The organism is Pseudomonas sp. R9.37 (assembly GCF_963878885.1).
In the GTDB taxonomy this organism is placed as follows: domain Bacteria; phylum Pseudomonadota; class Gammaproteobacteria; order Pseudomonadales; family Pseudomonadaceae; genus Aquipseudomonas.
Genome location: NZ_CAWNZA010000048.1, coordinates 93,968 through 115,546, shown reverse-complemented (window position 1 = coordinate 115,546; position 21,579 = coordinate 93,968). Strand labels below are relative to the sequence as shown.

Here is a 21,579-nt window from a genome sequence, read left to right as displayed (position 1 = left end):
CGCATCCTGAATGAAGAAACCTGCCAGATACCCCTATAGATGGGGTGGATTCTGCAAGATTCAAGCGGGTTATCGTTGATGTGGATCAGCATTGACCCAAGTCAAGAGAGTCTAGCGCTCAAGCCAGATAAGGGAGGCAAATCGACCCGTGCGGGGGCTGCGACGGTAAGAAAAGAAGCGCGGGTCAGTCACGGTGCAATAACCGCCACCATAAACAGCGGTGATTCCACGCGCGGCGAGCCGCAGACGCGCCAACTGGTAAATGTCAGCCATGTACTTGCCGGGGTTGAGGCTTGGCACGAAGGCTTCAGCGGTGATCGGCAGTTGCTGCGTGAAGGTTTCGCGCACTTCCGGGCCGACTTCAAAGGCTCGTGGGCCAATGGCAGGGCCCAGCCAGATCAACACATCGGCTGGCTCGCAGCCCAGGCTTTCGAAAGCTGCTTCAAGCACACCCGCTGCCAGCCCACGCCAACCGGCATGGGCGGCCGCCACGCGAGTACCGGCGCGGTTGCAGAACAACGCGGGCAAACAATCGGCAGTCATGGATGTGCAGGCGATACCAGGCGTGCTGGTCCAACTGCCATCGGCTTCGGCGATGCGCGAGGGGTCAGCCTCGACCACGGTCACGCCGTGGACTTGGCGCAGCCACGCAGGCTGAATATCAAAGGCGTCGGTCAGACGACGGCGATTCTCAAGGACGGCTTCAAGGTTGTCCTCGACATGATCGCCCAGGTTGAGGCTGTCGAACGGCGCCAGACTGACGCCGCCCGCACGGGTGGTGACGCAGGCTTTAACCTGAGCCGGCGCTGGCCAGTCAGGAATCAGCCAGTCATTCATCCGATAAACGCCTCGCGATCCTGCTTGAGCAACGACAACAACCAGACCAGATCGTCTGGAAGAGGCGATTCCCAGCTCATCCGCTTACCGCTCGTCGGATGATCAAGCTCCAGGAAACGAGCATGCAGCGCCTGACGCGGGAAGGATTTCAGCGATTCAACCATGGTCTGACTCGCCGCCGGCGGAATACGGAAGCGACCGCCGTAGGCCGGATCTCCGACCAACGGGAAGTTAATGTGCGCCATGTGTACGCGAATCTGGTGCGTACGACCGGTTTCCAGCTTGACCCGCACGTGAGTGTGGGACCGGAAACGCTCCAGCACACGGTAGTGGCTGACGGCCTGCTTGCCGCCTTCCATCACCGCCATACGCTGGCGCTGCTGGCCGTGGCGACCGATAGGGGCGTTGATCTTGCCACCCGCCACCACCACGCCAATCACGATGCACTCGTAGATGCGGCTGACGCTACGGCTCTGCAACTGTGTGACCAGCTGCGTCTGGGCCTGGATGGTCTTGGCCACCACCATCAAGCCGGTGGTGTCCTTGTCCAGGCGGTGCACGATGCCGCAGCGCGGGACATTGATGATGTCCGGCACGTGGTGCAGCAAGGCATTGAGCAAGGTGCCATCAGCGTGCCCGGCGGCCGGGTGAACCACCAGGCCTGCGGGTTTATTGATGACCAGGATGTCGTCGTCTTCATAGACGATGTCCAGCTCGATGTCTTGGGCGACCCATTCTCCCTGGGCTTCCTGCTCGGCAGTCAGCTCAAGAATCGCACCGCCATGGACTATGTCTCGCGGGCGGATAACCGCTCCATCCACAGTCAGGCGGCCGTCTTTGATCCAGGCGGAAAGGCGCGAGCGCGAGTGCTCAGCGAATAATTGTGCGGCGACTTGATCGAGGCGTTGGCCGCCCAATTCGGACGGCACCTCTGCGCGAAGTTCAATTTTATCGGACATGCTCAGACTAGGCGTGGCACAGCCTTTGGTTTCGGCTGCGCGCTTGTGGTTAAATACGGCGTCTTTTGCCCCGAGGCTTTCAACGGGGCGCTCATCATAACAGGACGGCCCCGCCCAAGACAGCGGCCGTCATAGGGACGCAAGCCGCCATGCAAGTGAAACACCTGCTGCTGATCGCCATCCTCGCCATGACTGCTGCTTGCTCGTCAACAAAGGAAGTCGTCGACGAAAACCTGAGCGAAGTCGAGCTGTATCAATTAGCTCAAAAAGACTTGGACAATAATAGCTACACCAGCGCCACAGCCAAGCTGAAGGCCCTGGAGTCGCGCTATCCGTTCGGGCGCTACGCCGACCAGGCACAGCTCGAGCTGATCTACGCCAACTACAAAAACGCCGAGCCGGAAGCTGCCAAGTCCGCCGCCGAGCGTTTTATCCGCCTGCACCCGCAGCACCCGAACGTGGACTACGCCTACTACATGAAGGGCCTGACCTCGTTCGACCAGGACGTGGGCCTGCTGGCGCGCTTCCTGCCGCTGGACATGACCAAGCGTGACCCCGGCGCTGCCCGCGACTCGTACAACGAGTTCGCCCAGCTGACCAGCCGCTACCCAAACAGCCGCTACGCGCCGGATGCCAAGCAGCGCATGATCTACCTGCGCAACCTGCTGGCGTCCTACGAGATTCACGTGGCTGACTACTACCTGACCCGTCAGGCATACGTGGCTGCCGCCAACCGCGGTCGCTATGTAGTAGAAAACTTCCAGGAAACCCCTTCCGTGGGTGACGGCCTGGCGGTGATGACCGAGGCTTACCAGGCATTGCACCTGGATGCATTGGCAGCCACCAGCCTGGAAACCCTGAAGCTCAACTACCCAGACTCGCCAAGCTTGAAAGACGGCCAGTTTGTGCCGCGGGTTGCCGAAACGGACAACCGCTCGTGGTTGAGCAAGTACACCCTGGGCCTGATCAGCTCCCGTCCACCCTTGCCGCCGGGCGAAACCCGCGCCAACCAGGACGTGATCAAGCAGTTCCAGGACGCCAAGGAAGCGATTCCTTCGGAGCTCAAGCCGCATGACGAGAATGGCGATGTGATCGAAGAGCAAGAGCCGCAGGCCCTTGGCAACAACGAAGATCGTTCGTGGTTCAGCTACATGACGTTCGGCGTATTCGACTGATTACACTCAGCGTCATCAAGAAGGAGCCTTTCGAGGCTCCTTTTTTATTACCCGGCGTTATTGCGCTGTGCGCCTGCCACGACCTTGGCTAAACTGGCGCATTCCTTGTCGAGAAACTGCCCATCATGCTTCGTCTACTGTTCTGGATTGCCGTCATTGCTGCCGCGGTATGGTTCTGGCGCAAATTCAAAAGCCCGGCCGCCAGGCAGCAACGTGCCAGCGAGCCGGACGCAGCCCTGATGGTGCGCTGCGCCCACTGCGGCGTGCACTTGCCGCAGGATCGCGCGCTGAGTTCACGCCAGGAGTGGTATTGCAGTCAGCCACACCTGGAACAAGGGCCGAAGTCTATCCCGCGTTGAGTCGACCTGCGGGCGCATAAGGGGACGGGTCAATGATCGGCGTACGCCCCAGCAACAAGTCGGCAAACAACTGGCAGGATGCCGGGGCAAGCACCAAGCCATTGCGGTAATGCCCGCAATTGAGCCACAACCCTTTGAAGCCTGGGACTTCACCGATATAAGGGATACCTTCCGGTGAGCCGGGCCGCAAACCGGCCCAATGCCCCACGACCTCGGCGCCCGCCAAGGCTGGAATCAACTCCACCGCCGAAGCCTTGAGGCTTTCCAGCGCCGAGTCGGTCGGGGTCTTGTCGAATCCTTCGTGTTCAAGCGTGCTCCCGATCAGAATGTGCCCATCACGCCGTGGGATCGCATAACGCCCTTTGGCCAGAACCATGCTCGAGAGGAAATCCGAGGCGCATTTGTACAAAATCATTTGGCCTTTGACCGGTTCTACTGGCAGCACCAAGCCCAACTTGCCGAGCAACTCGCCGCTCCAGGCACCCGCAGCCAACACTATCTGGTCGCCAAGGATCGGTCCCGCCGCGGTATTCACGCCCACTACGGCTTCGCCCTCAAGTACAAAACCTTGTACTTCGCACTGCTCATGAAGGGTCACACCGGGTAGCGCCAACAGCGCCGCCTTGAGGGATTTGACCAAGCGCGGGTTGCGAACATTGGCCACGTCCGCCATATAGATTGCCTGGGAATACCCGCCGCCCAGTACCGGCACCGCATCGTGCGCAGCCGACACATCCACTTTGCTCAGCGGCCGCCCCTCGCGGACAGCCCAGGCCAACGCCTGGGCCTCGTCTTCCAGGTCCAGCCAGTACAGGCCCGTGGTGTGAACCTCTGGATCAACACCCGTGGCCGTGAGCAGACGTTCTGCCAATTGCGGATAAAAATCCTGGGACCAATGCGCCAGTGCAGTAACCGCAGGGCTATAGCGCCACGGGTACAACGGCGACACGATCCCGCCGCCCGCCCAGGAGGACTCCTGGCCAAGCCCGGAGCGCTCCAGCAGTATGACGGCCTGCCCTTGGGTGGCCAGGTTGTACGCCGTCAACAACCCGATTACTCCGCCACCGACAATCACCACTTGCTGTTGCTTAGCCATCATTTGATCCAGCCGATAAAAAGGGAAAAGCGCACCCGGCGCCCACTCATCCAGCACTCTCATCATTGCCCCCAGCATGCCTTGCGCGACATTCCAGGTGCCGCGCCCGGGTTGCTGCGCACGCCGGAGCTGGTCAGGCTGAATTCAGCACAAGGGTCACCTGCCATGACTGAGCCAACGGCAGGCGTGGCCACCAGGGTGAAGTCCTGAGGGTTCAATGCAGCGCCGATTCTATAGCGATCATTGCCCGCACTGACGCCGTTTGCATCAATAAAAGTACCGTTGCGCGTGTAAAAGCGTTCCAGGTAATGGACTTGCTCGGATAACAACGCAACGATTTCTGCGCGATAGGCTTTTTTTACATGGCCGGTATACGCCGGATAAGCGATCCCGGCCAGAGATGCGATGATCGCTACAGCGATCAACAACTCGATCAGGGTAAAACCTTGGCAATCCTTGCCCATTGATACGCTCCTTATTGAAGTTGCCGCCATAAAATCCGACGAAATCTCGACCCTGCTTCTTCGTTGACCTGCGCATATACCGTCTCCAGAACGGTGCGCGATTGGCCACTGACGCCCACCGCCGTCACCCGGTATAACCTGGCAGATGTGTACGGAGGTAAACCCGCCAGCCCTGTGCCCTGCCCCAACGCTTGAATGCCATACAGGCCGCCCTTCAAGGCAACCCAAGTGACCGCTGAAACAGAACGCTGCCCGGCGCCAACCACAGCAAAAGACGCCTGTGGCGGTGCGCAGGCGCTGATCGACTGACATAACGGCAACGCCGAACCCGCACGCCGGACCATGGACTCTCCCAACCTCAGGCCGCTTTCGGCACTTTGAAAGGATTGATTGCGATGCCAGACGCCGCCGGCAATCCTTTGCTGGGACACAGCCCCTTGCATCGAGGCCAAGCCAATCAGTGACAACACCAGCAAAAACACCAGACTGATCAAGAGGACCATGCCCGTCTGCCGTGGATGGAAGCCGTGACAACTGCGCATGATCGCTTTACTCCAACCTGTTGCGCAGCGCTGCCACGACGCTGTAGGCCTGATCCTGAACGCGCCCCGACGGGTCTCTCAGCGTCATCCGAATACGCACGCTGCGTATCAGCGATTCGTCGGCCGGGGTGGGGTCATAGCGCACAACGCGAGCCGAGCCGGGCTTGGCTGCCACACCGAAACTGAGGTCGAACGCCTCTACGTTATCCACCAGAACCGCCTTGGCCGGCGCAGCCGGTGTACTGACCTTCAGTTGGCCCGCTTCAAAGGTGTAGGTGAGCTGGCGTATCGCAAACCGGGTCTGGCCTGGCACGGGCGTCGGCGAGTTGCCCGCATAAGCCTGGGCCGTGGTCATGCAGTCGGAAAGTACCGTCCAGTCTGGCCTGCCACCCTCTCCACTTGCATCCGCGGTGACTAACGTCAGTGACCTCGCGCTGCCCGAGGTGCTCCAGCCGACCGGTCGATCAAAGGCCGCCGGCGCATTATCGATAGCGGCCGTCGCCAAGCAGCCAAACACACCCGCCTGGCGAATATCCTGAGTCATCTTGCCCAGCACAAACCGCGCATCATCCTGCAGCAACATGGCTGCCTGCTGGCTGGCGTGGGTGGTTCGAACACTGATAACGACTTGGCTGACCCCGAGTATCAGCACCAACCCGACGGACAGCGCCAGCAACAACTCCACCAGGCTGAATCCTCGTGCAAAGCGATTCATTGCGCGACCCCAGACTCGCCGGCAATGCGACTGGTAAGGGTGAAGGTTTCCCTAGCGCCGCTGCGGTTCGCTCCCCTGGCGTCGTCCCAACTGATACTGACGGTCACCTCGCTGCCACTGACCACGACGGAGCCTTTTGCACTCGCTCCGGCAAACCCGACGATATTCGCTTCGAAGTCATGCAGGTCCAGGTCACGCACGCTGGCGCTGGCCGTACCGAGCGGTGCGCCTTCGGTTCGGCTCCATGAATAGTCGGCGCCCGAGTTGGCGCGAACCCGGTCCAGCATGTCGTAGGCAATGAAACTGGCCTGGCTGATCATCCTTGAGCTGTCGGTGTATTTGAGGGCGTTGAGCTGGATCACTGCAGCGCCCAGCAACCCGACCGCAAGAATCAGCACGGCCACCAGCACCTCGATCAGCGTCATACCGGATTGGTGGCGAGGTAAGACGCAGGCAAATTTAATGTGCGGACAAACAAGCATCACCGTCGTCATCCCTGTCGAAGGCCGGAGAAAAGCAGGAAAAACCTGCTGTGCGGCCCAAGACTAGCGTCGGTTTTCGGCTGGCGCTGCCGCCGGAACAAAGGGAAATACTTTGGACATAAAGGCCACCACTCCACGCCAGGAACGGGCGGCTATACCTATGCCTGTCACCTGAAACAGTGAACCCGTCCATGGAGGGACAACACATGACGCAACGCGGATTCACCCTGGTCGAGCTTCTGCTGAGCCTGTTGCTGAGCGGTATCCTGGCAAATCTCGCAGTACCCGGTTTCAAAGGCTTGCTTGAGTCGCAGCAACGACAAACAGCTGCGCAGGCCCTGGCCAGCGGCATGCGTTATGCGCGCACCGAGGCCATTACACGCAATCGTGCGGTGATCATTCACGCGCGGGATGAAAACTGGAGCCAGGGATGGCGAGTAATACTGGACGAAAGCGGACGCGGCCACCTGGACGAGAACAATCCGGTGCTGCTGGAACGACAGGACAGCGGGCACGTAGCGATCGTTGGCAATGGGCCCGTGAAGAGCGAGGTACGCTTCAGCGGATTGGGCGAGCCGATTTTTTCAGCAGGAGGGTTCCGTGCAGGCACGGTGCACGTGTGCGACGCGGATCAGGCGCAAAGCCTGTTTCAGGTGGTCCTTGCCCCCAGCGGGCGCATCAGCCTGCGCAGTGACGCCACTGAGCAGGCGTTATGCCGGAAAGACTCCGGCACCTTGGCACTCACAGCAGCGAGCGAACCCGCAGCTCCTTGGGCATGGAGAACGTGATGTTCTCTTCACGACCAGCCAATTCATCGGCACCGGTGGCACCCCATGCCTGCAATTGCTGGATCACACCGCGCACCAGTACTTCCGGAGCCGACGCGCCCGCGGTAATGCCGATACGCTCGACACCGTCGAACCAGCTGCGCTGCATGTCTTCAGCGCCGTCGATCAGGTAGGCCGGCGTGGCCATGCGCTCGGCCAGTTCGCGCAAGCGGTTGGAGTTGGAACTGTTGGGGCTGCCGACCACCAGCACGACGTCGCACTCATCGGCCAGTTGCTTGACCGCATCTTGACGGTTTTGTGTGGCATAGCAGATGTCGTCTTTGCGCGGGCCACCGATGGCCGGGAATCGCGTGCGCAAGGCATCGATTACACGGCTGGTATCGTCCATCGACAAGGTGGTCTGCGTGACAAAGGCCAGCCGCTCAGGGTTTTGCACCTGCAAGTTGGCAACGTCCTTTTCGTCTTCGACCAGGTAAATGGCGCCGCCATTGCTGGCGTCGTACTGGCCCATGGTGCCTTCGACTTCCGGGTGGCCGGCATGGCCGATCAGGATGCATTCACGGCCGTCACGGCTGTAGCGCGCGACCTCGATATGCACCTTGGTCACCAGGGGGCAGGTGGCGTCGAATACCTTAAGGCCGCGGCCGGCAGCCTCAGTACGCACGGCCTGGGAAACACCGTGCGCGCTGAAAATGACGATAACGTCGTCCGGCACCTGCTCGAGCTCTTCGACAAAGATGGCACCGCGTGCGCGCAGGTCTTCAACCACAAATTTGTTGTGGACGACTTCATGACGCACGTAAATCGGCGGCCCGAAGACTTCCAGAGCGCGATTGACGATTTCGATCGCGCGGTCCACACCGGCGCAAAAGCCACGGGGGTTGGCGAGTTTGATTTGCATGCTGTGCCTCGTGTCTTGCAGGGCAAGAAATAGGATCAACTCAACTCTAGGAGAGTGAGCCCCTGTGGCAGCCGGGCTTGCCCGCGATGCAGACGACCGGGTGTATCACGTACACCGAGGTGATGCTATCGCAGGCAAGCCAGCTCCCACATAAACCAGCCCCCACAGGAGCCAGCGTCGTTGATCAGAGCGCTTTAACGTCGATGATTTCAACGTCAAACGTCAAGGTTTTACCGGCCAACGGGTGGTTGAAGTCGATGGTCACTTGCGCGTCATCGAAGGTTTTCACCACTCCAGGCAGCTCGGTATTGGCCGCATCATTGAAGATCACCAACAGGCCTTCCGACAGGTCCATGTCCTGGAACTGCGAACGCGGGATGATCTGCACGTTTTGCGGGTTGGGCTGGCCAAAGGCGTTTTCCGGCAGGATCTGCAGGGTACGCTTGTCGCCGGCCTTGAAACCGAACAGCGCCGCTTCAAAGCCCGGCAGCAGGTTGCCGTCGCCGACCTTGAAGGTCGCCGGGGCTTTGTCGAACGTGCTGTCGACCGTGTCGCCATTCTCCAGGCGCAGTGCAAAGTGCAAAGTGACTTCCGTGTTCTGGCCGATGCGTTGCTCAGCCAATACCTGATCAGTCATTGACGGTCTCTCCGGTTTTCTTGCTTTTGAACATGTCCAACGCCAGCATGATCGCACCGACGGTGATGGCGCTGTCGGCAAAGTTGAACGCTGGGAAATACCAGCGGTTCTGCCAATGCACCAGGATAAAGTCGATCACATGGCCCAGGGCAATGCGGTCGTACAGGTTGCCCAGCGCGCCGCCCAGCACCAGGGCCAGGGCAATGGCGAGCCAGGTGTCATCGCGACCCAGGCGCTTAAGCCAGACCACCAAGACTGCACTGACCACTACTGCGATCAACGCGAACAGCCAGCGCTGCCAGCCGGAGCTGTCAGCGAGGAAGCTGAAGGCAGCGCCGGTGTTGTAGGCCAGGGTCCAGCTGAAGTAGTCAGGGATGACCACGATTTGCTGGTACATCTGCAAGGCGCCTTCGAAGTGAGCCTTGCTGAGCTGGTCAATGACCAGCACCAGCACGCTCAGTACGAGCCAGCCCAGACGTCCGAAACGGCTGGTGTTAGGCATAGTGGCGAACCTCGCCAGCACCGCTGATGTTGTCGACGCAACGACCGCAGATTTCCGGATGCTCAGGGTTCACGCCAACGTCTTCACGGCAGTGCCAGCAACGGGCGCACTTAGGGAAGGCCGACTTGACCACTTTAAGCTTGAGGCCCGGCACTTCGGTGGCCACAGCGTCTGCAGGTGCCTGAGCAAACGGTGCCAGGCTGGCAGTCGAGGTGATCAGCACAAAGCGCAGTTCGTTGCTCAGCTTGGCCAGGTCGGCGCTCAGGCCTTCCTCGGCAAACAGGGTGACTTCGGCTTGCAGGTTGCCACCGACGGCCTTGGCCGCACGCTGAACTTCCAACTCCTTGTTCACCGCCACTTTGACGGCCATCACGCCTTCCCAGTACTCGCGGCCCAGTTCGAAGTCGGCCGGCAGTTCGGTCAGGCCTTCGTACCAGGTGTTGAGCATTACCGATTCGTTACGCTCGCCCGGCAGGTATTCCCACAGCTCGTCGGCGGTGAAGGCCAGGATCGGCGCGATCCAGCGCACCAGCGCTTCAGAGATGTGGTACAGCGCGGTCTGCGCCGAACGGCGTGCCTTGCTGTTGGCGCCGGTGGTGTACTGGCGGTCCTTGATGATGTCGAGGTAGAAACCACCCAGCTCCTGCACGCAGAAGTTGTGGATCTTGGAGTACACGTTCCAGAAGCGGTATTCGCCGTAGTTCTCCTGCAGCTCACGCTGCAGCAACAGGGTACGGTCCACGGCCCAACGGTCCAGGGCGAGCATGTCCTCGGCCGGCAGGATGTCGGTAGCCGGGTTGAAACCGGTCAGGTTCGACAGCAGGAAGCGTGCGGTATTACGGATACGGCGGTAGGCATCGGCGCTACGGGCCAGGATCTGGTCCGACACGGCGATTTCGCCCGAATAATCGGTCGACGCTACCCACAGACGCATGATGTCGGCGCCCAAGGTGTCGTTGATCTTTTTCGGCTCGATCACGTTTTTCAGCGACTTGGACATCTTGCGGCCCGTCTCATCGACGGTGAAGCCGTGGGTCAACAGTTCGCGGTATGGCGCGTGGTTGTCGATGGCGCAGCCGGTCAACAAGGAGGAGTGAAACCAGCCGCGGTGTTGGTCCGAACCTTCCAGGTACAGGTCGGCACGCGGGCCGGTCTCGTGGCCCATCGGGTGCGAGCCGCGCAATACGTGCCAGTGGGTGGTGCCGGAGTCAAACCACACGTCGAGGGTGTCGCTGATCTTGTCGTACTGTGGCGCTTCATCGCCCAGCAGCTCGGCGGCGTCCAGCTTGAACCAGGCCTCGATGCCTTCCTGCTCAACACGCAGGGCGACTTCTTCCATCAGTTCGACGGTGCGTGGGTGCAGCTCGCCGCTTTCCTTGTTGAGGAAGAACGGAATCGGCACGCCCCAGTTACGCTGGCGGGAGATGCACCAGTCCGGGCGGTTGGCGATCATCGAGTGCAGGCGCGCCTGGCCCCAGGCCGGGACGAACTTGGTGTCTTCGATGGCTTTGAGCGAGCGCACACGCAGGGTGTCGCCGCTGACCGGCTCTTTGTCCATGCCGATGAACCACTGCGCGGTGGCGCGGTAGATCAGCGGGCTCTTGTGACGCCAGCAATGCATGTAGCTGTGCTTGATGGTCTCGGTTTGCATCAGCGCACCGACTTCACGCAGCTTGTCGATGATCGGCTGGTCGGCCTTGAAGATGAACTGGCCGCCGAAGAACTCCAGCGACGGCGAGTACACGCCATTGCTCTGCACTGGGTTGATGATGTCATCGTTGACCATGCCGTACTTCTTGCAGATCACGAAGTCGTCCACGCCATAAGCGGGCGAGCAGTGAACCACGCCAGTACCCGAACCCAGCTCAACGTAGTCAGCCAGGTACACCGGCGACAGGCGGTCGTAGAACGGGTGACGGAAGTTGATCAATTCCAGCGATGTGCCAGTGGTGGTGGCGATCACCGCACCTTGCAGCTCGTAACGCGCCAGGCAGGCTTCGACCATTTCTTCAGCGAGCACCAGCAGGCGATCACCGACGTCCACCAGGGCGTAGGTGAATTCCGGGTGCACGTTGAGCGCCTGGTTGGCCGGGATGGTCCACGGGGTGGTAGTCCAGATCACGATGGCAGCCGGCTTGCTCAGACTCGCCAGGCCAAAGGCCTCGGCCAGCTTGGCGTCGTCGGCAATCGGGAAGGCCACGTCGATGGTCGACGACTTCTTCTCTTCGTACTCGACTTCCGCCTCGGCCAGGGCCGAACCGCAGTCGAAGCACCAGTTCACGGGCTTGAGGCCCTTGAACACGAAACCGCCCTTGACGATTTCGGCCAAGGCGCGGATTTCCCCGGCCTCGTTCTTGAAGTTCATGGTTTTGTACGGGTTGTCCCACTCGCCCAATACGCCCAGGCGGATGAATTCGGACTTCTGCCCTTCGATCTGCTCGGTGGCGTAGGCACGGCACAGTTCGCGGGTTTTATCCGCGCCCAGGTTCTTGCCGTAGGTCACTTCGACTTTGTGCTCGATCGGCAGGCCGTGGCAGTCCCAGCCCGGAACATAAGGTGCGTCGAAACCCGACAGGGTTTTGGAGCGCAGGATCATGTCCTTGAGAATTTTGTTCAGCGCATGACCGATATGAATCGTGCCGTTGGCATAAGGAGGGCCGTCGTGCAGGACGAATTTCGGACGATCCTTGCCAATTTCGCGCAACTTTCCGTACAGGCCAATACTGTCCCAGCGCTGCAGAATCTGCGGTTCGCGCTGTGGCAGGCCGGCCTTCATTGGGAAGGCGGTGTCCGGAAGGTTTAGCGTGGCTTTATAGTCGGTCATTTAAGGCTCTTCGGTTAGCGATGGGCGCTAGGTGCGGCTAGTGCACGGGCGGCGGCGACATCCGCATTGATCGCCGTTTTCAACGCCTCAAGCGAGGCGAAACGCTGCTCTTCACGCAGCTTCTGGTGGAAAACCACCGTCAAACGCCGGTCATACAAATCACCGGCAAAATCCAAAAGGTGAACTTCCAGGTGGGCCTTGCCATCACCTGCAACCGTGGGCCTGACGCCTATGTTGGCGACTCCCGGCCACGATTGGCCGTCGATGTCGACGCTCACCAGGTAAACCCCGGTCAGTGGCACACGACGGCGCTTGAGTTGCACGTTGGCGGTTGGCGTGCCCAGTTGGCGCGCCAGCTTCTGGCCGTGCAGTACCCGCCCGGCAATGCGGAACGGGCGGCCGAGCAAACGCTCGGCCAAGGCGAAGTCGGCAGCGGCCAGCGCATTACGCACCTGGGTACTGCTCACGCGCAGGCCGTCCAGTTCGACGGTTTGCGCGGCTTCGACGGTAAAACCTTGATTGACACCGGCGTGCTGCAGGAAGTCGAAATCCCCGACGCGGTCGCAACCGAAACGGAAGTCGTCGCCGACCTCCAGGTGCTGTACGCCCAGGCCATCCACCAGAATACGGTCGACGAACTCGGCGGCGCTGAGGCTTTGCAAACGCTGGTTGAAGGCCAGGCAAAGCACACGGTCTACGCCCTCTTCCGCCAGCAGCTGCAGCTTGTCGCGCAAACGCGCCAAACGTGCCGGCGCCGTTTCCGGGGTAAAGAATTCCCGTGGCTGCGGCTCAAAAATCACCACGCAGCTGGGCACGCCCAACTCGACCGCGCGTTCACGCAGCCGGCCCAGGATAGCCTGGTGGCCACGGTGAACACCGTCAAAGTTGCCAATAGTGGCGACGCAGCCCCGATGCTCGGGGCGCAGGTTGTGGAGACCTCGAACCAGCTGCATAACGCGCTTCTTGCTCATAAAGTGGTCGATTATAACCACACCCGGCCCCGGACGACAGGCAACAGCGCAGGCCAAATGGATCGAATCGATAAAACAACCGTTTTATCGCGGCAAAGTCTCTATCCCAGGGACTTGCGATTGAAATCACGCAGACGAAAGCCTTGCAGCAGCAACATCCCGAAGTACACCACCACGCCGGCAACCACCAAAATGCCCAGGCGCATGAAGCGCTCCAGCATATGGCCTTGGTCCCAGGCGGGCATAAAGTGCATCAGGCCCAGCAACACGGCCGACATGGTCGCCACCGCCACGAGCAGCTTGAGGGCGAACATCCCCCAGCCTGGTTGAGGCTGGTACATCTGTTGTTTGCGCAGTTGGTAAAACAACAGGCCGGCATTGATGCAAGCACCAGCGCTGATGGCCAGGGCCAGGCCGGCGTGAGCCAGCGGACCGATGAATATCAGGTTAAGCAGTTGAGTGAGGATCAGGGTGAAGATTGCGATCTTGACCGGTGTGCGGATGTTTTGCTGGGCGTAGAACCCCGGCGCCAGCACCTTGATCACAATAATGCCGAGCAGCCCGACGGAGTAGGCGACCAGCGCACGTTGGGTCATCGAGGCGTCAAACGCGCTGAATTGGCCGTATTGAAACAGCGACACGGTCAGCGGTTCGGCCAGGATGCCCAAGGCCAGAGAGCACGGCAGTACCAGCATAAAACACAGGCGCAGGCCCCAATCGAGGATCCGCGAATACTCCTGGCGGTCCTTGCTCGCATAGGTGCGCGACAAGGTTGGCAGCAAAATGGTGCCCAGGGCCACGCCGAGCACGCCGGACGGCAGCTCCATCAGACGGTCGGCGTAGTACATCCAGGACACTGAGCCTGAAACCAGCAGCGAGGCGAACGCGGTGTTGATGATCAGCGAAATCTGACTGACGGAGACCCCGAGGATCGCCGGCAACATATTGCGCATCACGCGCCAGACGCCGGTGTCCTTGAGGTTCAGGCGCGGCAGCACGAGCATGCCGATCTTTTTCAGGTGCGGCAGCTGGTACAGCAATTGCGCCAGGCCACCCGCCAGCACCGCCCACCCCAGGGCCATCACCGGCGGATCGAAGTACGGCGTGAGGAACAGCGCAAAAATAATCATGCTGACGTTCAGCAGCGTCGGCACGAAGGCCGGCACCGAGAAGCGGTTCCAGGTGTTGAGGATCGCCCCAGCCAGGGATGACAGGGAAATCAGCAATATATAAGGAAAGGTCACGCGCAGCAGATCAGTGGTCAGCGCGAATTTTTCCGGGGTATTGGCAAAACCCGGCGCCGTGGCCCAGATCACCCAGGGCGCGGCAAGCATGCCGGCGATGGTGACCAGCATCAGCACCAGGGTCAGCAGGCCCGAAACGTACGCGATAAAGGTGCGGGTGGCTTCTTCGCCCTGCTGGGTTTTGTACTCGGCCAGGATTGGCACGAACGCCTGGGAAAATGCTCCCTCGGCGAAGATCCGTCGCAGCAGGTTGGGCAATTTAAAGGCAATAAAGAACGCATCCGTGGCCATGCTGGCGCCAAAAATGCGCGCCAGCAGGGTGTCACGCACGAACCCCAAAACCCGGGAGATCATCGTGATAGAGCTGACGGCAGCCAACGATTTGAGCAGATTCATTGAAAGAGTTTGCGCCTATAGATAAAGAGCAGGCGAACAAAGCGCCCACTTATGCGATACTGCGCGCCTGCAACAGCACAGAGCCAAAGCTCGCGAGTTTACAGGTCAAGCGCCGGAAATAAATCACCCGCCTCTTCAGATCGACCACTCAGCAGTTCGCATCAGCCGCCCTTGACAACCCATCAAGTCATCGGCATGATTCGCGGCCTATTTTGTTTGCTATTTCCTAAAAAGTCTTTCGAGGAGCTCGACGGTGGCCAACACACCTTCCGCCAAAAAACGTGCAAAACAGGCTGAGAAGCGTCGCAGCCACAACGCCAGCCTGCGTTCCATGGTTCGTACCTACATCAAGAATGTAGTTAAAGCCATCGACACCAAAGACGCTGAAAAAGCCCAAGCTGCTTACGTTCTGGCCGTGCCAGTTATCGACCGTATGGCCGATAAAGGCATCATCCACAAGAACAAGGCCGCTCGTCATAAGAGCCGCCTGAATGGCCACATCAAGGCTCTGAACGTCGCTGCAGCAGCCTAAGTGGTAAAAACTGCCACGTAGCCCAGGTTGCGTAACAGTTAAGAAATGCCCCGTACCGAAAGGTGCGGGGCATTTTTGTTTGCTTGCAGAATCACCACAGTTCTCCTTGTGGGAGCGGGCAAGCCCGCTCCCACATTTGGACTGGGTACATTTTCAAGCCAAAAAAAAACGCCCCGAACCAGTCGGGGCGTTTTGCTACCTATTGATCAAACCACAATCAATGGTGATGACCGCCTTCACCGTGAACGTGGCCGTGGGCCACTTCTTCTTGGGAAGCGTCGCGGATGGCAACGATCTTCACTTGGAAGTTCAGGCGCTGGCCAGCCAGAGGGTGGTTACCGTCAACAGTCACGTCATCGCCGTCCAGATCGCGGATGGTGACGATCTGCATTTGGCCGTCCGGTGCGGAAGCGTGGAACTGCATGCCCACTTCCAGCTCGTCAACGCCTTCGAACATGCTGCGGCTCAAAGTGCTGACCAGTTCGGCGGAGTATTCGCCGTAGGCATCTTCAGGTTCTACGGCGACGGTCAGTTCGTCACCGACGTTCTTGCCTTCCAGAGCCTTTTCCAGGCCCGGGATGATGTTACCTGCGCCTTGCAGGTAGACCAGCGGCGCGCCGCCGGCGGAGCTGTCGATGACCTCACCAGCGTCGTTGGTCAGGGTATAGTCGATGGAGACAGCCTTGTTAGCGGCGATCGTCATGGGGCGAGACCTTTTGCATAAGAATGAAGAACGGACAAGTCTAAACAAGGATTTGCCCGAAAGCGAACACAACCCGGACAGACGGGGCCGATCAACGGCATCCTTCATCCTCGGATTCCACCAGGATGACGACCGGCACTGGGTCGCCGAGCTGTCCTGCGGCCACACCCAGCACCTGCGCCACCAACCGCCATGGCAGTCGCGCGCCTGGGTCCTGGATCCTGCGCAACGCCTTGAAAAAATAGGCCAACCCTTTGCGTGTGGCTGGTGTGCGCAAGCGCTCGAATAACGATAACCTTGGCGTCTGATTCCCGGTAGGTGCTCAACCATAGAGCGCCACCGAAGCCATGCACCTCCAGAGAATTCGCATGCAGACTTTTTTTATCGCGCCCACCGATTTTGGTGTGGGTCTGACCTCCATCAGCCTTGGGCTGGTGCGTACCCTTGAACGGGCCGGACTGAAAGTCGGCTTCTTCAAACCCATTGCCCAACCTCACCCAGGCGACACCGGCCCCGAGCGCTCCACCGAGCTGGTGGCCCGCACCCACGGCCTGAAACCGCCACAACCGCTGGGCCTGGCCCACGTAGAGCGGATGCTCGGCGACGGCCAGCTGGACGAGCTGCTGGAAGAAATCATCACCCTTTACCAGCAAGCCGCCGTGGGCAAGGACGTGCTGATCGTCGAAGGCATGGTGCCAACCCGCAGCGCCAGCTATGCGGCGCGGGTCAATCTGCACCTGGCCAAGAGCCTGGATGCGGAAGTAATCCTGGTCTCGGCGCCGGAAAACGAAGTGCTCACCGAACTCTCTGGCCGGGTGGAGCTGCAGGCGCAACTGTTCGGCGGCCCGAAAGACCCGAAAGTGCTGGGCGTGATTCTCAACAAAGTACGCACCGACGAAAGCATGGAAGCGTTCTCGGCGCGCCTCAAAGAGCATTCGCCACTGTTGCGCAGCGGCGACTTCCGCCTGCTCGGCTGCATCCCCTACCAGCCCGAACTCAACGCGCCGCGCACCCGCGACGTGGCCGACCTGATGGGCGCCCAGATCCTCAATGCCGGCGACTACGAAACCCGGCGCATGACCAAAATCATCATCTGCGCGCGCACCATGCGTAACACCGTGGAGCTGCTCAAGCCCGGCGTGCTGGTGGTGACCCCAGGCGACCGCGACGACATCATCCTCGCCGTCAGCCTGGCCGCGATCAACGGCGTGCCGCTGGCCGGCCTGCTGCTGACCAGCGACACCCTGCCCGACCCGCGCATCATGGATCTGTGCCGGGGCGCGTTCCAGGCCGGGCTGCCGGTGTTGTCGGTGAGCACCGGTTCCTACGACACCGCCAACCAACTCAACAGCCTCAACAAAGAAATCCCGATTGATGACCGCGAGCGCGCAGAAATCATCACTGATTTCGTCGCCAGCCACCTCGATGCACGCTGGCTGCACCAACGTTGCGGCACGCCACGGGAGATGCGCCTTTCGCCGGCCGTGTTCCGCTATCAGCTGATCCAGCGCGCCCAGGCCGCTAACAAACGCATCGTGTTGCCCGAAGGCAGCGAGCCGTTGACCGTGCAAGCTGCCGCCATCTGCCAGGCCCGCGGCATTGCCCGTTGCGTGCTGCTGGCCAAACCGGCGGACGTGGAAGCGGTGGCCCGCGCCCACGGCATCGAGCTGCCCGAAGGCCTGGAGATTCTCGACCCGGACCTGATTCGCCAGCGTTATGTCGAACCGATGGTCGCGCTGCGCAAGAGCAAGAGCCTCAACGCGCCGATGGCCGAGCAGCAACTGGAAGACACGGTGGTGATCGCCACCATGATGCTCGCGCTGGACGAAGTGGATGGCCTGGTCTCCGGCGTCATCCACTCCACCGCCAACACCATCCGCCCTGCCCTGCAGCTGATTAAAACGGCGCCGGGCTGCACCCTGGTGTCGTCGGTGTTCTTCATGCTGTTCCCCGAGCAGGTGCTGGTCTACGGCGACTGTGTGATGAACCCACACCCGAGCGCGGCGGAATTGGCGGAAATCGCCTTGCAAAGCGCCGACTCGGCCGCCGCGTTCGGCATTACGCCGCGCGTGGCGATGATCAGCTATTCCAGCGGCGATTCGGCCAGTGGCGAAGAAGTGGAGAAAGTCCGCGAAGCCACCCTGCTTGCCCACGAACAACAAAGCTCGCTGCTGATCGACGGGCCGTTGCAATACGACGCCGCCGCCAACGAAACGGTGGCCCGGCAGCTGGCGCCCAACAGCCTGGTCGCCGGCAAGGCCACGGTGTTTGTGTTCCCGGACCTGAACACCGGCAACACCACGCACAAGGCCGTGCAACGCAGCGCCGATTGCGTAAGCCTGGGGCCGATGCTGCAAGGCCTGCGCAAACCGGTGAACGACCTGCCGCGCGGCGCTCAGGTCGACGACATCGTGTACACCATCGCCCTGACTGCGATTCAAGCCGCCAACCGACCTATGGATATTTAAATGCTGGATTTTCTACCTGCCGCCGTGCGCGGGGTGATCGCGTCCTTGTTGTTGGCGCTGAACACGATCTTGCTGTGCTCGTTTCTGTTTATCGTCGCGCTGTTCAAGGCGCTGCCATTTGCCAAGCGCTTCAGCGAATGGCTGATGAACCACACCCACGAAGCCTGGGTCACCAATAACAAGGGCTGGATGAACCTGGTACGGCGCACGCGCTGGCACCTGACCGGCCTTGAGGGGCTGGACTACGAGCACTCGTACCTGGTGACCAGTAACCACCAGAGCTGGGTGGACATCATGGTGTTGCAGTACGTGCTCAATCGGCGGATTCGCCCGCTGAAGTTCTTCCTCAAGCAGGAACTGATCTGGGTGCCGGTGATAGGCCTGGCCTGGTGGGCGCTGGGCTTTCCGTTCATGAAGCGCTACACCAAGGCTTACCTCGAGAAACACCCGGAAAAGAAAGGCAAAGACCTGGAAACCACGCGCAAAACCTGTGCGAAATTTCGCGACAACCCGGTGGGCATTTTCAACTTTGCCGAAGGCACACGTTTTACGCCGGGCAAGCATACTCAGCAGAAATCCCCATTTCGCTACCTGCTCAAGCCTAAAGCCGGCGGGATTGCGTTTGTGCTGGACGCCATGGGCGAGCAATTGAAGTCACTGGTGAACGTGACTATTCACTACCCTGCCGGGCGCCCAGGCTATTGGGATTTGCTCTGCGGGAATGTGAAGGAGGTGGTGGTGCACTTTGAAGAAGTGCAGATTCCGGCCGGGTTTATCGGCAAGAATTATGAGCAGGATGGGGAGTACCGGTTGGCGTTTCAGGGCTGGATCAACCAGCTGTGGGAAGACAAGGATGCGCTGCTGGACAAACTGCACACCGATTTCCCAGGCAAACAATAATCAACTGTGGGAGGGGGCTTGCCCCCGATAGCGGCGCATCAGTAACAGACGTACTGACTGACACACTGCCATCGGGGGCAAGCCCCCTCCCACAATTGACCGAGTTGTTTTCAAGACTCCATGAAAAAGCCCGCCACCGAGTCATCGGTGGCGGGCTTTTTTGTCGCGGCGAGGTTTAGATCGCGCCGCGTTGACGCAACAGTTCCAGCACTTGCTTGACGCTGTCTTCCAGCGACAAAGCCTGAGTGTCGATGACCAGGTCGGCATTCAATGGCACATCGTACGGGAAGGACTCGCCAGGGATGTTATCCCCACCCGCCGCGTACAGGCCTTGTGGATCACGCTCGGCGCACACCAGCGGTGACGCTTGCACGTACACGGTGAGCAGGCGGTCGGCACCGATCAGCGCCTTGGCCTGTTCGCGGCCCTCGGCATCCGGGGCAACGAACGCGGCCAGGGTCAGCAGACCGGCTTCGTTGAACTGGCGCGCCACGTGAGCGGCGCGGCGCCAGTTTTCAGTACGGCCGATTCGATCCTGCGGCAAGCCTTTGTTCAGGTCGTGACGCAGGTTCTGGCCATCCAGTACAAACACCGCACGGCCCATGTCGAACAGCTTGCGCTCAACCGCGTAGGCCAAGGTGCTCTTGCCCGCGCCCGACAGGCCGCTGAACAACACGGTGGCCGGCTGCTGGCCGAAACGCAGAGCGCGCTCTTCAGTGGCGACATGAGCAAGGCTGCCGTGTTGCGCCGAACCGCCATGGTTGACCGGCGGCGCGATGATCATGCCTGCGGCCACAGTGCCGTTGGTCAAACGGTCAATGACGATAAACGCACCGGTGGTGCGGTTGCTGTCGTAACCGTCCAGCGCGATGGCGGCGTCGAGGCTGACCTTGACCCGGCCAATTTCGTTCAGTTGCAGCGAACTCGCCGGGCCTTCGGCCAGGGTGTTCACGTCCACACGGTGCACAATGCTGGTGATGGAACCCGGCACGTAGCTGGTCGCGCGTTTGATGTCGTATTTCTTGCCCGGCAGCATTGGCTCTTCGGCCATCCACACCAGCATGGCGTCGAAGGCGTCGGTCACTTGCGGCACGTTGTCGGCATGCACCAGCAGGTCGCCACGGGAGATGTCGATCTCGTCTTCCATGGTCAGGGTCACGGCCTGGCCCGGGCCTGCGTGCTCCAGCTCACCCTCGAAGGTGACGATGGATTTGACGCGGCTGCTCTTGCCCGACGGCAGCACCACGACTTCGTCGCCCTTGTGCACAATGCCGCTGGCCAGGGTGCCGGCGAAACCACGGAAGTTCAGGTTAGGACGGTTGACGTACTGCACCGGGAAACGCAGGTCGGTGTAGTTGCGGTCGTTGGCGATCTCGACGGTTTCGAGAATCTCCATCAGCGACTGGCCGGTGTACCAGGGCGAACGCTCGCTCTTGTTCACCACGTTGTCGCCCTTGAGCGCCGACATCGGCACGAAGGCCAGGGTGCTTGGCTTGAACGCGATACCGTCGGCAAACTTCAGGTAATCGGCCTTGATCTGCTCGAAGATGCTTTGGTCGAAGCCGTTGATGTCCATCTTGTTGATGGCCACCACGATATGTTTGATGCCCAGCAACGAGGCGATGAAGCTGTGGCGACGGGTCTGGGTCTGCACGCCGTAACGCGCGTCGATCAGGATGATCGCCAGGTCACAGGTGGAGGCGCCGGTGGCCATGTTGCGGGTGTACTGCTCATGGCCGGGAGTGTCGGCGATGATGAATTTGCGCTTGGCGGTAGAGAAATAGCGGTAGGCCACGTCGATGGTGATGCCCTGCTCGCGCTCGGCCTGCAGGCCGTCGACCAGCAAGGCCAGGTCGATGTCATCGCCGGTGGTACCGGATTTCTTCGAATCGCGGGTGATGGCTTCCAGGTGATCTTCGTAGATCATCTTGGAGTCGTGCAGCAGGCGCCCGATCAGGGTGCTCTTGCCGTCGTCGACGTTGCCGCAGGTCAGGAAGCGCAACATTTCCTTGCGCTCGTGCTGGCCCAGGTAGGCGAGGATGTCCTCGCTGATCAAATCAGATTGATGCGACATTGGTGACAGC

22 protein-coding genes are annotated in these 21,579 nt (G+C 60.5%); 7 read left to right on the top strand and 15 right to left on the bottom strand.

Annotated features, from left to right (window positions below; all coding sequences use genetic code 11):
* Positions 1–111: 111 nt before the first annotated feature.
* Together pgeF and rluD are read right to left on the bottom strand one after the other, a co-directional pair.
* Positions 112–837, bottom strand: a complete 726-nt coding sequence (gene pgeF, locus AACU78_RS26575) for a peptidoglycan editing factor PgeF (protein ID WP_106578597.1) — start codon at positions 835–837, stop codon at positions 112–114.
* Positions 834–1,796 carry a 23S rRNA pseudouridine(1911/1915/1917) synthase RluD gene (rluD, locus tag AACU78_RS26570; protein WP_005784662.1) on the bottom strand — a complete coding sequence of 321 codons (963 nt, stop codon included), beginning with the start codon at positions 1,794–1,796 and terminating at the stop codon, positions 834–836. Before rluD ends, pgeF begins: the two co-directional genes overlap by 4 nt.
* A gap of 149 nt (positions 1,797–1,945) precedes the next feature.
* On the opposite strand from rluD, the gene AACU78_RS26565 reads away from it, so the two are divergent.
* Both AACU78_RS26565 and AACU78_RS26560 read left to right on the top strand, forming a co-directional pair.
* Complete coding sequence (locus AACU78_RS26565; RefSeq protein ID WP_106578596.1) at positions 1,946–2,971, top strand: outer membrane protein assembly factor BamD; 1,026 nt, start codon at positions 1,946–1,948, stop codon at positions 2,969–2,971.
* Between the two features lie 125 nt (positions 2,972–3,096).
* On the top strand, positions 3,097–3,330 hold the full coding sequence (locus tag AACU78_RS26560; protein ID WP_106578595.1) for a PP0621 family protein: 234 nt from the start codon (positions 3,097–3,099) through the stop codon (positions 3,328–3,330).
* On the opposite strand, the gene thiO is transcribed toward AACU78_RS26560, so the two are convergent.
* From thiO to pilV, 5 genes are all read right to left on the bottom strand, one after another.
* Positions 3,317–4,426 carry a glycine oxidase ThiO gene (thiO, locus tag AACU78_RS26555; RefSeq protein WP_106578738.1) on the bottom strand — a complete coding sequence of 370 codons (1,110 nt, stop codon included), beginning with the start codon at positions 4,424–4,426 and terminating at the stop codon, positions 3,317–3,319. The two genes, AACU78_RS26560 and thiO, sit on opposite strands and share 14 nt — an antisense overlap.
* 62 nt (positions 4,427–4,488) lie before the next feature.
* Complete coding sequence (locus AACU78_RS26550) at positions 4,489–4,890, bottom strand: type IV pilin protein (RefSeq protein WP_106578594.1); 402 nt, start codon at positions 4,888–4,890, stop codon at positions 4,489–4,491.
* An 11-nt stretch (positions 4,891–4,901) separates the two neighbouring features.
* Complete coding sequence (locus tag AACU78_RS26545) at positions 4,902–5,393, bottom strand: pilus assembly PilX family protein (RefSeq protein ID WP_106578593.1); 492 nt, start codon at positions 5,391–5,393, stop codon at positions 4,902–4,904.
* Between the two features lie 46 nt (positions 5,394–5,439).
* Entirely contained in the window at positions 5,440–6,147 is a 708-nt protein-coding gene (locus AACU78_RS26540; protein ID WP_106578592.1) for a PilW family protein, read from the bottom strand.
* Positions 6,144–6,629: a type IV pilus modification protein PilV gene (gene pilV, locus AACU78_RS26535; RefSeq protein WP_106578591.1), complete on the bottom strand. Its 486-nt coding sequence runs from the start codon at positions 6,627–6,629 to the stop codon at positions 6,144–6,146. Before pilV ends, AACU78_RS26540 begins: the two co-directional genes overlap by 4 nt.
* Positions 6,630–6,835: 206 nt before the next feature.
* On the opposite strand from pilV, the gene AACU78_RS26530 reads away from it, so the two are divergent.
* Positions 6,836–7,417, top strand: a complete 582-nt coding sequence (locus AACU78_RS26530) for a GspH/FimT family pseudopilin (RefSeq protein WP_106578590.1) — start codon at positions 6,836–6,838, stop codon at positions 7,415–7,417.
* Here AACU78_RS26530 and ispH read toward each other — a convergent pair.
* The 6 genes from ispH to murJ all read right to left on the bottom strand — a co-directional run bounded on the left by ispH (position 7,371) and on the right by murJ (position 14,892).
* On the bottom strand, positions 7,371–8,318 hold the full coding sequence (gene ispH, locus AACU78_RS26525; protein WP_106578589.1) for a 4-hydroxy-3-methylbut-2-enyl diphosphate reductase: 948 nt from the start codon (positions 8,316–8,318) through the stop codon (positions 7,371–7,373). The two genes, AACU78_RS26530 and ispH, sit on opposite strands and share 47 nt — an antisense overlap.
* A 184-nt stretch (positions 8,319–8,502) precedes the next feature.
* A complete protein-coding gene (fkpB, locus tag AACU78_RS26520; protein ID WP_010213263.1) occupies positions 8,503–8,940 on the bottom strand; it encodes an FKBP-type peptidyl-prolyl cis-trans isomerase in 438 nt (145 codons plus the stop codon).
* Positions 8,941–8,947: 7 nt separating this feature from the next.
* A complete protein-coding gene (lspA, locus tag AACU78_RS26515; RefSeq protein ID WP_106578588.1) occupies positions 8,948–9,457 on the bottom strand; it encodes a signal peptidase II in 510 nt (169 codons plus the stop codon).
* Entirely contained in the window at positions 9,450–12,281 is a 2,832-nt protein-coding gene (gene ileS / locus AACU78_RS26510) for an isoleucine--tRNA ligase (RefSeq protein WP_106578587.1), read from the bottom strand. The genes lspA and ileS overlap by 8 nt, the downstream gene beginning before the upstream one ends.
* A gap of 14 nt (positions 12,282–12,295) precedes the next feature.
* Entirely contained in the window at positions 12,296–13,234 is a 939-nt protein-coding gene (ribF, locus tag AACU78_RS26505; RefSeq protein ID WP_064450635.1) for a bifunctional riboflavin kinase/FAD synthetase, read from the bottom strand.
* A 119-nt stretch (positions 13,235–13,353) separates the two neighbouring features.
* Positions 13,354–14,892, bottom strand: coding sequence for a murein biosynthesis integral membrane protein MurJ (murJ, locus tag AACU78_RS26500; RefSeq protein WP_106578585.1), 1,539 nt, complete (start codon positions 14,890–14,892; stop codon positions 13,354–13,356).
* A 253-nt stretch (positions 14,893–15,145) separates the two neighbouring features.
* Here murJ and rpsT point away from each other — a divergent pair, with 253 nt between their 5' ends.
* Positions 15,146–15,424, top strand: a complete 279-nt coding sequence (gene rpsT / locus AACU78_RS26495; protein ID WP_003171647.1) for a 30S ribosomal protein S20 — start codon at positions 15,146–15,148, stop codon at positions 15,422–15,424.
* A 217-nt stretch (positions 15,425–15,641) separates the two neighbouring features.
* Here rpsT and AACU78_RS26490 read toward each other — a convergent pair whose 3' ends face one another.
* Positions 15,642–16,127, bottom strand: a complete 486-nt coding sequence (locus tag AACU78_RS26490; protein ID WP_003188398.1) for an FKBP-type peptidyl-prolyl cis-trans isomerase — start codon at positions 16,125–16,127, stop codon at positions 15,642–15,644.
* Here AACU78_RS26490 and AACU78_RS26485 point away from each other — a divergent pair.
* From AACU78_RS26485 to AACU78_RS26475, 3 genes are all read left to right on the top strand, one after another.
* Entirely contained in the window at positions 16,126–16,416 is a 291-nt protein-coding gene (locus AACU78_RS26485) for a DUF3565 domain-containing protein (RefSeq protein ID WP_106578584.1), read from the top strand. The genes AACU78_RS26490 and AACU78_RS26485 overlap by 2 nt on opposite strands.
* A gap of 79 nt (positions 16,417–16,495) precedes the next feature.
* A complete protein-coding gene (pta, locus tag AACU78_RS26480) occupies positions 16,496–18,595 on the top strand; it encodes a phosphate acetyltransferase (protein WP_106578583.1) in 2,100 nt (699 codons plus the stop codon).
* The gene (locus AACU78_RS26475; protein ID WP_106578582.1) at positions 18,596–19,495 is read left to right on the top strand and encodes an acyltransferase; all 900 of its coding nucleotides are present in this window, start codon (positions 18,596–18,598) and stop codon (positions 19,493–19,495) included.
* 175 nt (positions 19,496–19,670) lie between these two features.
* On the opposite strand, the gene cysN is transcribed toward AACU78_RS26475, so the two are convergent.
* A complete protein-coding gene (cysN, locus tag AACU78_RS26470) occupies positions 19,671–21,569 on the bottom strand; it encodes a sulfate adenylyltransferase subunit CysN (protein WP_106578581.1) in 1,899 nt (632 codons plus the stop codon).
* Between the last annotated feature and the right edge of the window lie 10 nt (positions 21,570–21,579).

What these genes read in the sequence shown, in the direction of transcription:
- pgeF (WP_106578597.1), bottom strand. Translation starts at nt 837, where the DNA reads ATGAATGACTGGCTGATTCCTGACTGGCCAGCGCCGGCTCAGGTTAAA.
- rluD (WP_005784662.1), bottom strand. Translation starts at nt 1,796, where the DNA reads ATGTCCGATAAAATTGAACTTCGCGCAGAGGTGCCGTCCGAATTGGGC.
- AACU78_RS26565 (WP_106578596.1), top strand. Translation starts at nt 1,946, where the DNA reads ATGCAAGTGAAACACCTGCTGCTGATCGCCATCCTCGCCATGACTGCT.
- AACU78_RS26560 (WP_106578595.1), top strand. Translation starts at nt 3,097, where the DNA reads ATGCTTCGTCTACTGTTCTGGATTGCCGTCATTGCTGCCGCGGTATGG.
- thiO (WP_106578738.1), bottom strand. Translation starts at nt 4,426, where the DNA reads ATGGCTAAGCAACAGCAAGTGGTGATTGTCGGTGGCGGAGTAATCGGG.
- AACU78_RS26550 (WP_106578594.1), bottom strand. Translation starts at nt 4,890, where the DNA reads ATGGGCAAGGATTGCCAAGGTTTTACCCTGATCGAGTTGTTGATCGCT.
- AACU78_RS26545 (WP_106578593.1), bottom strand. Translation starts at nt 5,393, where the DNA reads ATGGTCCTCTTGATCAGTCTGGTGTTTTTGCTGGTGTTGTCACTGATT.
- AACU78_RS26540 (WP_106578592.1), bottom strand. Translation starts at nt 6,147, where the DNA reads ATGAATCGCTTTGCACGAGGATTCAGCCTGGTGGAGTTGTTGCTGGCG.
- pilV (WP_106578591.1), bottom strand. Translation starts at nt 6,629, where the DNA reads ATGCTTGTTTGTCCGCACATTAAATTTGCCTGCGTCTTACCTCGCCAC.
- AACU78_RS26530 (WP_106578590.1), top strand. Translation starts at nt 6,836, where the DNA reads ATGACGCAACGCGGATTCACCCTGGTCGAGCTTCTGCTGAGCCTGTTG.
- ispH (WP_106578589.1), bottom strand. Translation starts at nt 8,318, where the DNA reads ATGCAAATCAAACTCGCCAACCCCCGTGGCTTTTGCGCCGGTGTGGAC.
- lspA (WP_106578588.1), bottom strand. Translation starts at nt 9,457, where the DNA reads ATGCCTAACACCAGCCGTTTCGGACGTCTGGGCTGGCTCGTACTGAGC.
- ileS (WP_106578587.1), bottom strand. Translation starts at nt 12,281, where the DNA reads ATGACCGACTATAAAGCCACGCTAAACCTTCCGGACACCGCCTTCCCA.
- ribF (WP_064450635.1), bottom strand. Translation starts at nt 13,234, where the DNA reads ATGCAGCTGGTTCGAGGTCTCCACAACCTGCGCCCCGAGCATCGGGGC.
- murJ (WP_106578585.1), bottom strand. Translation starts at nt 14,892, where the DNA reads ATGAATCTGCTCAAATCGTTGGCTGCCGTCAGCTCTATCACGATGATC.
- AACU78_RS26485 (WP_106578584.1), top strand. Translation starts at nt 16,126, where the DNA reads ATGGGGCGAGACCTTTTGCATAAGAATGAAGAACGGACAAGTCTAAAC.
- AACU78_RS26490 (WP_003188398.1), bottom strand. Translation starts at nt 16,127, where the DNA reads ATGACGATCGCCGCTAACAAGGCTGTCTCCATCGACTATACCCTGACC.
- pta (WP_106578583.1), top strand. Translation starts at nt 16,496, where the DNA reads ATGCAGACTTTTTTTATCGCGCCCACCGATTTTGGTGTGGGTCTGACC.
- AACU78_RS26475 (WP_106578582.1), top strand. Translation starts at nt 18,596, where the DNA reads ATGCTGGATTTTCTACCTGCCGCCGTGCGCGGGGTGATCGCGTCCTTG.
- cysN (WP_106578581.1), bottom strand. Translation starts at nt 21,569, where the DNA reads ATGTCGCATCAATCTGATTTGATCAGCGAGGACATCCTCGCCTACCTG.